The 14783-nt window shown below is 69.5% G+C and carries 15 protein-coding genes; 7 read left to right on the plus strand and 8 right to left on the minus strand.

The annotated features are described in order from the left end of the window. Positions 1–21: 21 nt before the first annotated feature. Positions 22–2145, minus strand: a complete 2124-nt coding sequence (malQ, locus tag AC0LPE_RS07955) for a 4-alpha-glucanotransferase (protein ID WP_301848475.1) — start codon at positions 2143–2145, stop codon at positions 22–24. A 61-nt stretch (positions 2146–2206) separates the two neighbouring features. Between malQ and AC0LPE_RS07960 the strand changes: the two genes are divergently transcribed. Next, positions 2207–2722: an O-acetyl-ADP-ribose deacetylase gene (locus AC0LPE_RS07960; protein WP_490605995.1), complete on the plus strand. Its 516-nt coding sequence runs from the start codon at positions 2207–2209 to the stop codon at positions 2720–2722. A gap of 20 nt (positions 2723–2742) precedes the next feature. On the opposite strand, the gene AC0LPE_RS07965 is transcribed toward AC0LPE_RS07960, so the two are convergent. Further along, the gene (locus tag AC0LPE_RS07965; RefSeq protein ID WP_016693750.1) at positions 2743–4176 is read right to left on the minus strand and encodes a TY-Chap domain-containing protein; all 1434 of its coding nucleotides are present in this window, start codon (positions 4174–4176) and stop codon (positions 2743–2745) included. A gap of 197 nt (positions 4177–4373) precedes the next feature. Here AC0LPE_RS07965 and AC0LPE_RS07970 point away from each other — a divergent pair, with 197 nt between their 5' ends. Next, positions 4374–4532, plus strand: a complete 159-nt coding sequence (locus AC0LPE_RS07970; RefSeq protein ID WP_229567795.1) for a hypothetical protein — start codon at positions 4374–4376, stop codon at positions 4530–4532. Between the two features lie 49 nt (positions 4533–4581). Here the strand turns inward: AC0LPE_RS07970 and AC0LPE_RS07975 are convergent, their stop codons facing one another. Next, entirely contained in the window at positions 4582–5694 is a 1113-nt protein-coding gene (locus tag AC0LPE_RS07975) for an alpha/beta hydrolase (RefSeq protein WP_490605996.1), read from the minus strand. Positions 5695–6035: 341 nt separating this feature from the next. Here AC0LPE_RS07975 and AC0LPE_RS07980 point away from each other — a divergent pair, with 341 nt between their 5' ends. From AC0LPE_RS07980 to AC0LPE_RS08000, 5 genes are all read left to right on the plus strand, one after another. Then, positions 6036–6350: a hypothetical protein gene (locus AC0LPE_RS07980; protein ID WP_016693753.1), complete on the plus strand. Its 315-nt coding sequence runs from the start codon at positions 6036–6038 to the stop codon at positions 6348–6350. 94 nt (positions 6351–6444) lie between these two features. Next, positions 6445–7980: a carboxylesterase/lipase family protein gene (locus tag AC0LPE_RS07985; RefSeq protein ID WP_490605997.1), complete on the plus strand. Its 1536-nt coding sequence runs from the start codon at positions 6445–6447 to the stop codon at positions 7978–7980. 106 nt (positions 7981–8086) lie between these two features. Continuing rightward, complete coding sequence (locus tag AC0LPE_RS07990) at positions 8087–8743, plus strand: TetR/AcrR family transcriptional regulator (RefSeq protein ID WP_088898719.1); 657 nt, start codon at positions 8087–8089, stop codon at positions 8741–8743. A 10-nt stretch (positions 8744–8753) separates the two neighbouring features. Then, positions 8754–9698, plus strand: a complete 945-nt coding sequence (locus tag AC0LPE_RS07995) for an ABC transporter ATP-binding protein (protein WP_160876181.1) — start codon at positions 8754–8756, stop codon at positions 9696–9698. Beyond that, positions 9695–11347 (plus strand): ABC transporter permease, encoded by a 1653-nt coding sequence (locus tag AC0LPE_RS08000; RefSeq protein ID WP_490605998.1) that lies wholly within the window; start codon positions 9695–9697, stop codon positions 11345–11347. The genes AC0LPE_RS07995 and AC0LPE_RS08000 overlap by 4 nt, the downstream gene beginning before the upstream one ends. Positions 11348–11351: 4 nt before the next feature. Here the strand turns inward: AC0LPE_RS08000 and AC0LPE_RS08005 are convergent, their stop codons facing one another. From AC0LPE_RS08005 to AC0LPE_RS08025, 5 genes are read right to left on the minus strand one after another with little or no spacing between them, the layout of a single operon-like run. Next, entirely contained in the window at positions 11352–11642 is a 291-nt protein-coding gene (locus AC0LPE_RS08005) for a GNAT family N-acetyltransferase (RefSeq protein WP_016693758.1), read from the minus strand. Further along, a complete protein-coding gene (locus AC0LPE_RS08010) occupies positions 11639–12289 on the minus strand; it encodes a Type 1 glutamine amidotransferase-like domain-containing protein (protein WP_490605999.1) in 651 nt (216 codons plus the stop codon). Before AC0LPE_RS08010 ends, AC0LPE_RS08005 begins: the two co-directional genes overlap by 4 nt. 4 nt (positions 12290–12293) lie before the next feature. Then, complete coding sequence (locus AC0LPE_RS08015; protein ID WP_088898715.1) at positions 12294–13148, minus strand: maleylpyruvate isomerase family mycothiol-dependent enzyme; 855 nt, start codon at positions 13146–13148, stop codon at positions 12294–12296. Beyond that, the gene (locus tag AC0LPE_RS08020; protein WP_088898714.1) at positions 13145–13585 is read right to left on the minus strand and encodes an HIT family protein; all 441 of its coding nucleotides are present in this window, start codon (positions 13583–13585) and stop codon (positions 13145–13147) included. Before AC0LPE_RS08020 ends, AC0LPE_RS08015 begins: the two co-directional genes overlap by 4 nt. A 9-nt stretch (positions 13586–13594) precedes the next feature. Then, the gene (locus tag AC0LPE_RS08025; RefSeq protein ID WP_088898713.1) at positions 13595–14359 is read right to left on the minus strand and encodes an SIR2 family NAD-dependent protein deacylase; all 765 of its coding nucleotides are present in this window, start codon (positions 14357–14359) and stop codon (positions 13595–13597) included. Positions 14360–14783: the final 424 nt, after the last annotated feature.

The raw sequence follows: 14783 nt of genomic DNA on the forward strand, positions 1-14783 counted from the left end.
GGTCGCAGCGTTCGTGTGGTGTCACTCCACCGGTGAGGTGTCTCCGGAGACCGCACGGGCCAGTCTCGCGAATCCGTCGTGGTCGACGAGATCCTCGACGAGCACGACCTTGCCGCGGGCATCGGCGAGCGGAACCCGCCAGTTCGGATACTCGTCGACGGTGCCCGGCTGGTTCTGGCTGCGACGCTCACCGGTCGCATCTGCCAACGAAACGCCGAGCAGCGCAGACGGACTCGCCGCGATCAGCCGGTGAAGCGCCTCGACCTGGCGATCGACGTCGGTCTCGCCCTCGTCGAGCAGACCCCGTTCGACCGCGAGCGCCAGAACCGAGTCGCGTTCGGCCGCCGCATCGGCGAGTTCGGCGTCGAGGTCGCCCTCGAGCAGACCGAGCTCCGACCGCAGCCGGATGTGGTCGCCCGCCAGATATCCCGCCGTGGGCGCGAGGTCGTGCGTGGTCACCGAGGTCAGGCACAGGGAACGGTAGGTCTCCGGCCCACGCGGAGCGTCCTCGTCGCGTTCGAACCACAGGATCGACGTCCCGGCGATGCCGCGCTCGGCAAGATACTCCTGCACCCACTCCTCGAAGACCCCGAGGTCCTCACCCACGACCACGGCGCCGGCGCGATGCGCCTCGAGCGTGAGGATGCCGACGAGTGCCTCGTGGTCGCTGCGGACGTACGCGCCGTCGGCCGGCGACATTCCCTCCGGCACCCACCAGGTGCGGAACAGTCCCAGGATGTGATCGGCCCGGACACCACCCGCGTGCCGCAATGCCGAGCGCACCACATCGCGGAAGGGGATGTATCCCAGCTCCGCGAGGCGATCCGGTCGCCACGGCGGTTGATTCCAGTTCTGGCCGTTGCGGTTGAAGTCGTCGGCGGGGGCGCCCACTGTGACGCCCGACGCCAGCGCGTCGCCCAGCGTCCAGGCGTCGGCGCCGTGCGGACCGACACCCACCGCGAGGTCGTGCACGATACCGATATCGGAACCTGCTGCGAGCGAAGCGGTTTGGGCGTTCGCGAGCTGCTCGTCGCACAACCACTGCAGCCACCGGTGGAAGTCGATGCGCGAGGCGAGCCGCTCGCGCAACCGGGTGACCTTCGGGTGGTCGGGGCTCGGAGCGCGCGACGCCCACCGGTCGGCGCGGTCGCCGAACTTCTCGTACAGCGCGCACCACAACGCGAAGTCGTCGAGCGCCTGCCCGCCCTCGGCGCAGAACGCCTCGTACCGTGCCCGCCGGGCGGGGCCGAGCGGCACCCGGTACACGCGCTCGAGGACGTCGAGCTTCGCGCGGAAGGTCGCATCCCGGTCGAGACGCCGCGCCTTCCGGTTCGCCTTGGCCGCGCGCTGCGCGAGCTCGTCGAGTTCCTTGCGGTGTTTCGCCGGGAGATAGGCGGTCTCCGGGATGTCCTCGATCCGCAGATACAGCGGGTCGACGAAACGCCGCGACGACGGCAGATAGGGCGACGGTTCGTGCGGGGGCACCGGCTCGGCCGCGTGCACGGGGTTGATCAGGACGAAGTTGCCGCCGTAACCGGCTGTGATCGCCGCCAGATCGGCCAGGTCGGCGAAATCGCCGATGCCCCAGGACCGGCGGCTGCGAACCGAATAGATCTGGGCGGCAAGGCCCCAACGCTTCTTCTCGAGCAGCCGGTCGGCGGTGGACAACCGACGCGGGGTCACGACCAGGACCGCGGTGGTCTCGATGTCGTTGGTGCGGGCGTGCACGACGTGCCAGCCGAGGGGCAGCCGCGGAACGGCGAAGGTCGCGCGGCCCACGAGCCGGCCGTCGACGGTCCGCGGGTCCACCCACACGTCGAGCTGCTCGACGTCGACCTCCTCGCCGTCCTCGGTGACGACCCACACCGCGACCGGGTCGCCGTGCGGTACGTGCACCGGAAACGTCCGGTCGTCACCCTCGACGACCACGAGTGCGGGCGGGAGCATGCTGCGCCACGGGCGGTCGTCGAAGTCGGCGAGCGACGCCACGACCTCGTCGTCCGTCCCGGCCGGGACGTCGAGCGCGGCGAGTACGCGCCGCAACGTCTCGTCGGAGACATCGTGGTCGCGTCCACCCCACCCTGTGTAGGTGGTGGTGATGCCGTGCTTTCCGGCCAGTTCGCGCAGCTTCGCCGAGGACGTCACGGTCCTGAATCATGCCAGCAAAACGACTCGGGGGCAGCGCGCGGAACATATGGTCGACAGGGTGACCGCTCTCGACATCGCGCACGGCGACATCACCACCATGGCGGTGGATGCGATCGTCAACGCCGCGAACTCCTCCCTGCTCGGAGGCGGCGGAGTGGACGGTGCGATCCACCGGGCGGGCGGCCCGGAGATCCTCGCGGCCTGCCGCGAACTCCGCGCGACCTCGCTACCCGACGGGCTCGAACCGGGCCGTGCGGTGGCGACTCCTGCGGGTCGCCTCCCGGCGCGGTGGGTGATCCATACCGTGGGCCCGGTGTGGTCGGCGCACGAGGACCGATCCGGGATCCTGCGTTCGGCGTACCGCAACAGTCTGCTCGTCGCGCAGGACCTCGGCGCCCGGACGGTGTCGTTCCCGCTCGTCTCGGCAGGTATCTACGGCTGGCCGCTCGACGACGCCGCCCTGCAGGCCGTCACCACGATCCGGGAGGCACAGACGGACGTGGAGACCGTCGTGCTCGTCGGTTTCGGCGACGCCGCCGTCGACGCGCTCCGTCGCGCCGTCTCCCAGACGTGAGCAGCCCGGTCGGGACCGGTTCAGGAGTAGTCGCCGAAACCGTCGAAGAGGGTCGGTTCGTCGGGGTTGTCGAACAGGGCGGGCTGCTCGGGCGCCGCCTCGCGGCCGGCGCTCGACTTCGACGCGCGTGATCCGGCCGAGTCGGTGCCCTCGCCCTGTTCGAGGAACTGCAGGGCCTCCGCGAGCGAGCGGCTCGTCGCCTCCCATTCGAGTGCCCGCGCCCGTGCCTCGCGTGCGCCGTCGGTGTTGAGCGCCGCCTCGCGGGTCTGCGACTCGCCGTCCCACCACACCTGCAGTTCGGTGCTGATGGTGAGGAACCGCCGCAACTGCTCGGGATTGCGATCGCCGATCGCCGCGACCGTGCTCGCGGCGACATCGGTCGCGCCGTCGAGATGGAAGTCGCGCACCGCGAGCAGGGCCACCGGCAGATCGTCCTCGGCGTCGGGCAACTGCGAGATGTCGCCCCAGGGCGGATCGGCCGCACCACCCGGCGCCCCGTCGAATCCCTGATCGCGCAGCAGCGAGCCACCGATGTGGGTGGCGAACGAGCCGTCGACGGTGTCGAGGAACTGCGTGATGGTCTCGAGCGACCCGAGCAGGTGCGCCGGAGCGAACGGTGAGGCCGGAACGTGGTCGACGATCGCGAGACGGTCGTCGACCAGGACGAACTTCAGGTGCGGCCACCGGCGGTTGAGGTCGACGCAGATCTCGGCGGCCCGCGTGCGTCCGGTGATGGAATGGACGATCGGCGCGAACAGGTCGACGGTGCCGCCACCGGGGCCGACACCGACGAACACCAGCACCCCGGCAATCCGCAGGACGAGATCGCCGTCCTCGTCCCAGGCGGGCAGATCGTCGATCCGCTCGTGCAGGGTGGATTCGATCAGCTCGCGCACGTGGTCGTCGCCGGTGGGGACGACCGCGAGCGGCATCTCCGGGGTCTGCGTGCGACCGGCCTGAGGCGTCTCGGGCACGAGGAACGAGGTGAGTTCGGCAACCGAGCGCTCCGTTCCGAACGTCTCGGCACGCAGGAAGAGTGGATGGGGAACGCCCCACACCGAGCGCAGGGCGCGCACGGCGATCACGGCGAGCTGATCGGCCCAGCTGCCCGGACGATCGATCCAGAACGCCGGGGATCCGCCGTCCTCCGGATCGTCCGGTCCGCGGGAGGGAGCCTGCAGCCCGAGATCGAGGAGCATCTGCTCGTCGACCGGGGTGAGGTGCCGGTCGGGGGCGAGGTGGGCGTTGGACGGGACCTCGCAGCGGACCAGCCGGTCTCCCCATGCGTAGAACTGCACGCACGGCCCGGCCGGGCCGCCGGCCTCGTCGGTGAAGGGTTCGAGGACCAGGCCGTCGCCGTCGCTCATGGCCGCGACATGGTCGGCCAGGCGCGTGCGGAACTCGCGCCAGGCCGCATCGACGTCCTGGTCGAACCGGGTCTGCGCGTCGGCCATGATCGGACCCCCTTCTCTGTGCGGTCGAGCCGAGAGAAAGACTAGTCGCCGGCACCGACAGGCCTTCCTCCGCTCGGTCGCACGAGCGACGGCTCGCCGGAGCGCACGGTTCTCGACCGCCGACGGCCCGCCGGAGTGTTCCGATCCCGGCGAGCGAAACCGTGTCGATCCGTCCGGAGGTGTTCGATCATCGACGCATGATCGACGCCATCATCCGTCTCGTCCGGACGCTGCCGGCCCGCATCCCCGCAGTACGGTCGGCGGATCCGTTCGTGGGGATCGCCGCCGTATCGGCCGGGACGGCCGAATGCACCGTAGATGCCGTGGCGGACTACGCGATCCGCGTGTCGATATGACCCTGCTGGGTGGGGCAGGGTCGAGGGCGGCGACGTCGGGAGAGCAGGTTCACCGCAGTTCACGCACGAAGCGGCCGATCTCGGCGATCGCGCGGCCGCTCTCCGGGACGACCCCCGCCGCGGCCTGGAAGACGTGCACCTGTCTCTCCCACACCTGGAGTTCGGCGGAGACCCCGGCGAGTTGCAGTCGCCGGGCCATCAGCTCGGCGTCGACGTAGGTCATCTCCTCGGATCCGGTCTGGATGAGTGCGGGAGGCATCTCCGACAGATCGAGATCGACGGGGGAGGCGACCGGTTCGGCACCTTCGCCACCGAGACGTTCGGCGCGTTCGACGAGGGTGGACAGCACAGCGACGGCGCGTCGCGGGAAGACTGCACACCGGTGCGAGTTGGGATGGTCGAGTTTGCCCCGCGGGTCGAGATCGGTCAGGGGTGACAGCGCGACGGTGCCGGCCGGGCGGCCGATGCCGAGTCGTACGGCTTCGTGGGCGACGGCGAAGGTGAGGAAGCCGCCCGCGGAGTCCCCGGCGATCACGACACGCTCGACCGGATAGCCGTGTGCCACGAGCCAACGCAATCCGTCGAGTCCGTCCTCGACCGCGCGCCGGATCGGATGGCGCGGCAGCATGCGGTAACCGACCGCCAGGACCGGCGCGCCGGTGGCGGCGGAGATGCGGGAGACCAGATGGCGGTGCGTGGTGAGGCCGCAGCACAGGAACGCGCCACCGTGCAGGTACAGGACGGCGGTACCGCGGATGCCGCCCCGGGCGGCGGTGCCGTCCATACCGCCCCGGGCGGCGGTGCCGTCCATACCGCCCCGGGCGGCGGTGCCGTCCATACCGGCCCGGGCGGCGGTGCCGTCCGTACAGCCCTGGGCCGGGGGTGCGGCACCCGGCGCCCACAGCAGTTCCGCCGGGCACGTCGGGAGATCGACCCGCCGGCGGTGCGTACCGGGCACCGGCACGAGCGGGAACGCGAGGTGATCGATCATCGACGCCGGCCAGGGGAGGGTCGGGGCGTACGACCACGCCTCGATGAACGGCCGCACGGTACGACGCACGGAGAAGGACAGGGCACGGGACTGAGTGCTCACCCCCGCGAACTCGCGCGTCGTGGCGCTGTGCGCGGGCAGAGGGAGCAACTCGGTGCGAGCGATACTCACGACCGGCACCTCCTCGGTCTGCCCGGAGTCGTGGTCGGACCCGGTCGGGGTGGCTGCACGGACTTCGGATTTACGAGGATACGCCCGTTCATCCAGGTCGCGAGGGTTCGCGGAGCAATCGTTGTGGTCCTGGTCTCAGGGTGATGATTCCGGGTGAAGGCGGGTTCTCGGCGATGTACCTTCTGTCAGGTACCGGCAGTGCAAAAAGTTTTCCGGACCTTCTACACATTCCGTACTTTTCGGGCCACACTGACTGTATGTTTCGACTGCGGCGCGCGGCCCGGCGTCGCTCCTGGGGGACGAACGAAGGCGAGATGTTGCGTAAACTCGACGTTGCAAGCATGAGTGCCGACGAGATCACCGCGGAGGACCTGCCCCGGATGGTGGCGGACGCCGCGGCATGCGAGCCCGACCGGATCGCCGTGGCGCACGGCGTGGACACCACCACCTACGCCCGCCTGCACGACGAGGTCGTCAAGCTCGATGCGGCCATGGGGATCCTGCTCGGACAGGCCTCGCTCGTGCCCATCGCACTCGCAACCGTCTTCCCGGCACTGGCCGACTCGGCGCGCGACGACCTGCGTGACGTGCTCGACGCACTCGTCATCGACCTCGTCGACTGCGTGGCCCCCGAACCTCTCTCCGCAGCCGGCTGACGAACCGCCCGGCATCCACCATCATGGGATGGGTAGGTCGACGAACGAAGTGATCGGTGCTCGCACGGCAGTACCGGTTCGGGTGGGAGGTCACGTGGAGGACGACACGCTCACCGTTGCCTGCAAGTACGGAGAGGTCCGCGGATATCGCGACGGCGACGTCTACGCCTGGAAGGGCATCCCGTACGCGGCCCCGACCGGTTCTCGGCGGTTCCGGTCGCCATTACCGCCGGAACCGTGGGACGGCGTCCTCGACGGCGCGCGGTTCGGGCCGATCGCTCCGCAGAGTCGACAGAGCCCGATCGGGATCGACCCCGAGATGACGTTGAGCGAGGACTGTCTCTCGCTCAACATCTGGGCGCCGCCGCCCGACGGCCGCCGCCCCGTCATGGTCTGGATCCACGGTGGCGCCTACATACTCGGATACTCCGGTCAGAAGATCTACGACGGCCGAATCCTGTGCGAGAGCGGCGATGTCGTGGTGGTCACGATCAACTACCGGCTCGGCGCGCTCGGTTTCCTCGACCTGTCGTCGTTCTCCACACCCGAGGTCACCTTCGAATCCAATGTCGGTCTCCGGGACCAGATCGCCGCCCTCGAATGGGTGCGCGACTGCATCGCCGACTTCGGTGGCGATCCGGACTGCGTGACGCTCTTCGGTGAATCGTCGGGTGCGGGGTCGATCACCACGCTCATGACGGTTCCGAAGGCCGAGGGTCTCTTCCATCGCGCGATCGCCCAGTCGCCGCCCGCCACCTCGGTGTACGGCAGCGAACGTGCCGCGACGGTCGCGCAGCGCTTCCTCGAGATCCTCGACCTACCGCCGTCCCGGGCCGCCGAACTGCTCACGATGTCGACCGACAGGCTGGTCGAGGCGTCGGAAGTGCTCGTCGCCGAGACCCCGACGAAGGTGCCGGGAACGCTCGCCATGGCCCCGGTCGTAGACCGCGACCTGGTGCCGAAGTATCCGGTCGCGGCCTTCCAGAAGGGGCTGTCGCACCGGATCCCGCTGATCATCGGCTCGAACAAGGACGAGCCGTCGATCTTCCGCTTCATGAAGTCGCCGTTGATGCCCGTGAACGACACGGCCGTGCAGGCGATGTTCGCGGCGCTGGCCGACGACCGGACGGATCTGCCTCCCGAGCGTCTCGCCGAGATCGTCGCGGCGTATCCCGACCTGCCCAAGGCCGCCGGGGCGATGGCACTCTCGCGCGATGCCGGTTTCCGCATGCCGGTGCTGTGGGTCGCCGAAGCACACAGCGCGCATTCGCCGACCTGGGTGTACCGCTTCGACCACGCCACCCCGATGCTCAAGGCCGCGCGGATCGGTGCCGGGCACGCAACCGAATTGCCGTACGTCTTCGGTCATTTCGGCACCCTCGGCCGGGATCCGACCTTCTGGCTCGGTGGTCGCAAGGCCGCCGGTGAGGTCTCCGGGCGTGTGCAGCGGCGCTGGCTCGCGTTCGCGCACCACGGTGTGCCGGCGGCACTGGACGGCTCGAAGCACTGGCCGCAGTACGAGGTGGAGGAACGCTCGACCCTGCTCATCGACTCCACCGACAGAGTCGAGTCGGATCCGGACGGCGAGATGCGCCGGGTCTGGGGCAGCCAGGTCATGGCCTTCACCTGAGCGCACCCGCAAGCACCTGGGGCACATCGACAAGCACCGACGACACGCGTTCGGATGGCACAAACAGTGCGTTGATCGGGTTGAACACGTGTGCAACGCTTGAAACGTGCGTTCAACCGCCGCCGGTGACGACCTCACCACCCGTGCCCGGATCCGCGACGCTGCCATCCGGTGCATCGCCGCGTACGGCGTCGGCGTGCCATTGCGTACCATCGCCGCCGAGTGCGGCGTCAGCGCCTCGCTGATCGTGCACCATTTCGGATCCCGCGCCGGATTGAAGGAACACTGCGACCGGTACGTGCTCGACGGGATCCGGCAGGCGAAGAGTGCCGTCCTCGACCCCCGGCTCGGGTCGGATGCTCTGCACGATCAGATGGAACACATCGAGACCTACGCGACCACGGTCGCATATCTCTTCCGCACCCTCCGAGCCGGCGGTGCCGCCGCCGCCGACTTCCTCGACCGACTCGTCGCCGACACCGAGGCCTATCTCGAGGAGGCGGTGGCCGCCGGAACCGTGCAGCCGAGCCGGTTCCCGTCCGAACGAGCACGCGCCCTCATCTCGTTCAGCGTCGGCGCCGTGCTCATGGACCTTCCCGGTCCCGACGAGTACCTCGATCTCGAGACGTTTCCTGCCAGGCTGCGTTCCTACACCGAACGCCTCATGCTGCCGATGCTCGAGCTCTACACCGAGCCGTTGCTGACGGACTCGACCCTTCTCGACGCCTATCTGGCAGTGCGCGAGGCACCCCCCGACTCCTGACGGAGGAAAGATGGACACCCAGATCATCGAAATCCGCGACGTCGTCAAGACATTCGGAACCACGAGAGCCCTCGACGGGTTCTCGATGACCGTCGAACGCGGTACCGTCGCCGGATTCCTCGGACCGAACGGCGCCGGCAAATCCACGGCGATCCGGGTGCTGCTCGGAATGCTGCGTGCCGATTCCGGCACCGCCCGTGTCCTCGGACTCGACCCGTGGACCGACGCCGTCGCGATCCACCGCCGGCTCGCGTACGTGCCCGGCGACACGAACCTGTGGCCCACCCTCACCGGGGGCGAGATCATCGACGTCCTCACCCGCATCCGCGGGGGAGAGGTCCGCACGCGCCGACGCGCCGAACTCCTCGAGCGGTTCGAACTCGACCCGACGAAGAAGGCCCGCACCTATTCGAAGGGCAACCGGCAGAAGGTCGCACTCGTCGCCGCACTCGCATCGGACGCCGAGCTCTACCTGCTCGACGAACCCACCTCGGGTCTCGACCCGCTCATGGAGGCGGTGTTCACGGACGAGGTGCGAGGGCTCCGTGACCTCGGCGCGACCGTGCTGCTGTCCAGCCACATCCTCGCCGAGGTCGAGAAGCTCTGCGACACGGTGACGATCATCCGTGCAGGACGCGATGTCGAGACCGGCACCCTCGCGCAACTGCGGCACCTGACGCGCTCGTCCGTGCGGGCCACCACGAGCGCCCCTGCCGAGCGTCTGGCCGGTCTCTCCGGGGTCCACGACCTCTACGCCGACGACGGCCGGCTCGCGTTCGACGTCGACAACACCGCCCTCGCACCGGTCCTGCAGGAACTCGCCGGACTCGGCGTCGAGAACCTCACCATCACGCCCCCGTCGCTCGAAGAGTTGTTCATGCGGCACTACGGCGACACCTTCGACACCGGTGACGGGAACGGTGCCGGTGCCGTGGAGGAGGTGTCCTCACGATGACCACGACGACACCGACAGCAGTACCGACCCCCAGCGGTACCTCCGCGACGTCCGCGGCACCGTTCACCGGGCTCGGCACCCTGCTGCGGCTCTACCTGCGGTTGGACCGCGTGCGCATCACTGTCTGGACCCTCGCGCTCGCCTTCACGGTGTGGTCGACCGCCCTCAGCCTGGCCGCGGTCTATCCCGACGAGGCCTCCCGGCAGGCCCGCGCGGCCCTGCTGGAGAATCCGGCAGCCGTGCTCATGACGGGACCGGCCTACGGGATCGACAACTACACGCTCGGGGCGATGACCGCGAACGAACTGAGCCTGACCGTCTTCGTCGCCACCGCGATCATGAGCATCCTGCTCGTCGTGCGGCACACCCGGGCGCAGGAGGAATCCGGCCGGCTCGAACTCCTGCGGGCCCTCCCCGTCGGGGCCTACGCTCCGCCGGCGGCCGCTCTGATGCTGGTCTCGGTCGCGAACCTCGTCGTGGGCACCGGCATCACCGTCGCGCTCATCGCCGGCGGGCTCGATGTCGTCGGCTCGGTCGCCTTCGGTGTGGCCTCCGCCGTCACCGGGGTGCTCTTCGGTGCGATCGCCGCGGTGACCGCCCAGTTCGGCGAGCATTCCCGCTCGGCCACGGGCACGGCGCTCGCCGTGCTCGCCGCGGCCTTCTTCGTCCGCGGCGCGGGCGACATCATCGAGGCCACCGGGTCGTGGCTGTCGTGGCTCTCGCCGATCGCCTGGGCCCAGCAGACCCGGCTCTACGTCGACGAGCGGTGGTGGCCGTTGCTGTTGTCCGTCGCCACGACGGTCGTGCTGCTCACCGTCGCCGTTGCACTGTCGCGGCGCCGCGACCTCGGAGCCGGTCTACGGGCACCGAAACCCGGACCCGCCGAAGCGGATTCCGCGTTGCTCGGTCCGGTCGGCCTGATCCGTCGCCTGCTGCGCGGAGCGTTCGTGGGCTGGTTGACGGGACTGGTGCTGTTCGGTGTCGCGATGGGCGCCCTGGCGAGCTCCGTCGAGGACCTCATCGACGAGATGCCGCAGGTGCTGGACATGGTCGGCGTGGACCCCGACGCCCTCACCGCCTCCTTCGCCGGGATGATGTTGATGTTCCTCGCCCTCGGCGCCACCGCCTTCGGTGTGTCCGCCGTGATGCGGATGCGCAGCGAGGAGGACGGCGGACGGTCCGGTCTGGTGATCGTCACCGGAACCGGGCGCAGCGCATGGCTGTTCGCGGCGCTCGCCGTGATCGTCGTCCAGCTGGTCGTGGCGCTGCTCGTCTCCGGTGCTGCGACCGGACTGGGGGTCGCACTCGCGGTGGGCGACTGGGGATGGGTGCCGCGGATGATCGCGGCGTCCCTGGTCTACGTCCCGGCGGCGATCCTCGTGGTCGCCGTGGCGTTCGCGCTGCTGGGCTGCGTGCCGCGCGCGACCGGGCTGGTGTGGGTGCTGGTGGTGTGGACGGTGTTCGTCGCGTGGCTCGGCGAGATGCTCGACCTCCCCGACGAACTCGTCGCACTGTCGCCGTTCTCGCATGTCCCGCTGGTGCCCGCAGAGGGGGTGACGGCGATGCCGCTGATCGTCCAGGCGGTCGCAGCGGTACTGCTCGTCGCAGCGGCGATCGTGGGTTTCCGCCGCCGCGACGTGCAGGTGTGACGGATCAGTTGCGGTATTCGGGATGTTCGGAGACGAACTTCTCGACGTACGAGCAGGACGTACCGATCTTCAGTCCCTGCTTCTTGGTCTCGTCGAGGGCGTGCTTCACCACGATCCCGGCGAGACCCTTACCGCGGAACTGCGGGTCGGTGACGGTGTGGTCGAAGTCCCGCAGGTCGCCGTGCTGCGTGTAGTCGGCGTAGGCCGCGAGGGCGTCGCCGAGATAGAGCGCGAAGCGGGCCTTGTCGGCGTCGTGCTCGATCCGGGGTTCGGTGCCGTCGATGTTCTGCGTCATGATTTCACCGTACTCGGAGCGTGCCCCGGAGGAGTGTCGACGACGATCGCGTCGTCGTCGGTCAACGCGACGTGTTCGACGCCGTGTTCGCGCAGATATTGCAGGGTCCGCTGTATCCCGTCGTCGCCCAGCAGCGAGTCGCCGGCGTGCGGCACGATCGCGTGCCCGACCCAGCCGAGTCCGTCCCACACCACCGGGACACCGCAGGTCGCGGCGACCTCGTCGGGGTCGTCGGAGAACTCGATGCCGCGCAGCGACGGTGTCGCGACGCAGGCCCCGGCGCTGTATCCCCCGTACACGAGGCGGTTGCTGTGCACCAGCTCGGTGAGCACGGCGTCGCCTCCGCTGCGCGCCAATTGCGCTCGCAGGACGAAGGTGTTGCCGCCGCGTACCCACACGGAGGTGAAGCCCGACAGACGCTGCCGCAGCGAGTCGGGATCGTCGAGGTGATCGCGCAGATCCACCTCCTCCGGCTCGAAGCCGAGCGACCGCAGCGGGCCCATCTCGCTCGTGACCGCCGCCGCGCGGGCCGAGGCCGGCCACGCGTCGGCAGCGTTCGCGATCACCGCGATCCGGCCCGGCACCCCCAGACGGACGAAGGCGTCCGGGTCGGTGCCGAACCGGTAGGAGGACAGGAACAGCCGCACGACGTCAGATCGTGAACGCGAGGTTGTCGACGATGCGGCGTCCGACCTCGGTGTCGTCGCCGAGGGAGATCTCGTCGATCCGGTCCTCGGCGCGCACGCGTCCACCGGCGAGCCGGACGAACAATCCGGAGTCCATCGCGATCGTCGACGTAGCCGGTTCGGACAGGGCCGCGACCTCGGTGGCCCGTCCGTGCACCTCGACGTGGACGGTGCGCGCGAGGGGACCGGAGAGCTCGATCGTGATGCGTGCTCCCTCGGGGGCCTTGCCGCGCTTGCCCACGATGAACGGAACCGCGCCGAAGACCTCCGCCGATCCGAGTTCGGCACGTGGGCCGCCCTCGCTGCCCGTCCTGCCGAGCGCGTCGCAGATGTCGAGTTCGTGGAGCCAGCAGTCGAACACGCGGATCCGCATGAAGCGCCCGTAGGGCGCCGGCCCGACGGGAGTGTTCGACTGCTTCCCGAAGTCCTCCTGGGTCATCGCGCCGAGTTGCTCCGTGCGCAGGGCGACGATCTCCCGGTAGCGCTCGAGCACGTCCGCGCCGGGGACGGGACGCAGCGACTCCACCCACAGCTCGTTGAAGGCCGCGATGTCGTTGCGCACGTGGTCGAACGAGCGCACGTCGCGTTCTACGCGCGGAGTCTCGATGCCCGCGAGCATCGACTCGGTGCCGATGAGATGCGCAGTGATGTCCTTGATGGTCCATCCCGGCAGGCAGGTGGCGGTGGTCCACTCGTCCTCGGTCAGTCCCGAGAGCAGGTCGTCGAGCACGGCGAACTGCTCGAGCAGCAGCGGCCGGATCGTGTCGATCGGGAACTCGGCAGCGGAGGTGTCGGAGGTGGTGTCGGGCTGCGATGTCACTGGTGCTCCTCGGCGGTGAGACGTTCGAGACCGGCGCGGATGAGTGCCGCAGTGGTCTCGGGGTCGTGGGGTCGACGGCGGACCAGACCGATACCCATCCGGACACGATCGCCGTCCCAGCGGGGAAGGACGTGCAGATGCGTGTGGAAGACGGTCTGGAACGCTGCCCGTCCGTCGTTCAGGACGAGATTGGTTCCGTCGGTGGCGAGTTCGGAACGGGCCATCGCCCGGGCGATCCGTTGTCCGGCGCGGAAGACGGCCGCACCCGACGCCGGATCGAGGTCCTCGAGGCGTGCGGCGTGCATGCGCGGGATCACGAGGGTGTGTCCGCGCGCGATCGGCCGGATGTCGAGGAAGGCCACGACCTCGTCGTCCTCGTACACCCGTGTCGCCGGACCGCTGCCGTCGGCTATGGCGCAGAACACACAGGAACTCACCGGGTCACCTTAACGCGGTGTGTCGGTCCCGATCCTCAGCGCGTCGACGAGGGCGGGAAGACCCACGGCGGCTGTGGTGCGCCAGGCGTGGTCCACCTGATCGCTCAGATCGGTCTCGCGCGGATCGATCTGCACCACCGGCACGCCGTGACTGCGCGCGAGCGACGGCAGGCCGGCCGCCGGGTAGACGACACCCGAGGTGCCGACGACCAGCAGCAGATCCGCCTCGCGCAGGGATTCGGTCGCGGTCTCCCACGGTTCCTGCGGCAACATCTCGCCGAACCACACGACGCCCGGCCGCCCGTCGCCTCCGCATGCGGGGCACGACGGCGGAGCGAGACGGGCGACGGGATCCTCCGGCGGGTCGGGGAGGTCGACGGCACGCTTGCACCGGCTGCACCGCGGGGCGAACAGACTCCCGTGCAGATGGGTGACCTCGGTGCTTCCGGCCCGCTCGTGGAGGTCGTCGACGTTCTGCGTCACGATCTGCACGTGGGCCGCCCGTGCCCAGTCGGCGAGGGCCCGGTGTCCGGCATTGGGTTGCACCCGCCGGACGAGCGCGACCCGCCACTGGTACCAGGCCCAGACCGTCGCGGGATCGTCCGCCCACGCCTCCGGTGTGGCGAGCGCGGTGGCGTCGAAGTTCTCCCACAGTCCGGTCTGCGCGTCGCGGAAGGTGGGGACACCGCTCTCGGCGGACATCCCGGCGCCGGTGAGGACGGCGACGCGCCGGGCCGAGCGGGCGAGGTCGAGGACGGGTTCCGGCACGTTCATGAGGCCAGGTTAGGTGCTCGGGTCAGGAGGGACCCGGGGTCGGGTGCTCCCTGCCGCATCGCGGGCACGGCTCCTCCTCGGACGTGAGCATCGCCCCGCAGTCGGGGCAGAGGAGATGGAGCCAGCAGACCGGGTCGCCGCCGAGGTCCTCGGTGCTGTCGTTCGCGGGGTCCTTCCGAGGTTCGTGTGTCACGGACGCCCCTCTACGCCGACTGCCGGACGAGCGCAAAGGTCGGGTCCGGCGACCGGTCATCTGAATCGATTCCGACGTGTTCTGAATCGGTACACACCGTCGTTCGGTACACGCGGAACGAATCCGTTTGCACACCGCCTTCTTTCGCATCGGAGGCCGTTCCCCGGGCCGTTTCCGGGACCGATTCCGATCGTCCTACACGGTCTTGCTCACCGGAGGAAAATGGCATTT

It is taken from the genome of Rhodococcus sp. S3 (assembly GCF_058211795.1).